This window comes from Cryobacterium sp. 10I1 (assembly GCF_035019805.1).
Classification (GTDB): Bacteria; Actinomycetota; Actinomycetes; order Actinomycetales; family Microbacteriaceae; genus Cryobacterium; species Cryobacterium glucosi.
Genome location: NZ_JASJVF010000507.1, coordinates 1 through 971 on the forward strand (window position 1 = coordinate 1; position 971 = coordinate 971).

The window sequence follows — 971 nt, forward strand, 5'->3', positions numbered from 1 at the left end:
CGCGAGCTCCGGCACGTCCTGGATGAGCTCCTCGAGAAGCGCCCCCTCGCGCCACGGCCGCCAGTCGGCGTCTGCCAGATCGATCGCGGCGCCCGGCAGGGGGGCCCAGGCCGTGATCGGCAGCGCGCTCGACGCCACGTGCACCGACACGACGGATCCGGCATCCTCGCCGCTGAGTTCGCCGAACTGCCACTGCCGACCGAGCATCCACGCGGCATCGCCGATGCGCGCCTCGGCACCCGGGGCAGGGTCGCCGGTGACCGAGTCCGGCTCGAACCGCACCATGGCCGGCGGGTCGGCAACCTGCAGCAGCTTCAGGATCCCCGCCAGGTTCTGGTCGGTCACCGCGCTGACCATCATGTCGATGGGAATCTTGACGGCCATCACTTCACCTCCGACAGGAACGGGATGCCGACCCCGGACCATTTCACCTTGGCCAGCTCCGTGAACTGGAGCCCTGTGCGGATCTGCAGCCAGGGGCTCGCCACGTAGATGGCGGGCAGGATGGCCGCGTCCCCCGGCGTGTGCTCATAGGTCACCAGCCGGGCCTTGGCCAGTTCCACGGCTTCCAGAACCGTCGCCACGACGGAATCGGTCGTCCACCTGGTGCCGTCTGGCGACACCGCGGAGAGCAGCACCTGCGGCGCCCTGGCCGATGCCTGGTTGGCGTGTACGGCGAGCCCGGTGGTGGCCCTGGCCGCGCGCAGCGGGTTGTCCGGCGCAGCTGGATCGAATGCTTTGGGGTCTGGTTGAAACGGCAGTGTCTCGGCCCAGCCGTCGATCGCGAGTCCGGCAAATGGGCCGGCGAAGTCGTCATGGCCGCCGACGAGTTCGACGACGAGGTGGCTCGCGGATGCCGCCGGCCAGGGGACGTCGTCGGGGAGAGACCCGGCCAGCCAGCGCTCCGTGCCCGCAGCCGGATCTCCGGTGGCGTCGTCGTGCTCGGTGAGCTGCACGATGCGGAGCGGGAT

Annotated in this window: 2 protein-coding genes; both read right to left on the minus strand. The window is 70.3% G+C overall.

The features are described 5' to 3' along the window. Nucleotides 1-384, minus strand: a 384-nt coding sequence (locus QN345_RS19435; RefSeq protein WP_416347687.1) for a hypothetical protein, incomplete at its 3' end; no start/stop codon positions are given. Continuing rightward, nucleotides 384-971: hypothetical protein (locus tag QN345_RS19440; protein WP_323509165.1), on the minus strand; the 588-nt coding region annotated here is incomplete at its 5' end. The genes QN345_RS19440 and QN345_RS19435, both read right to left, overlap by 1 nt.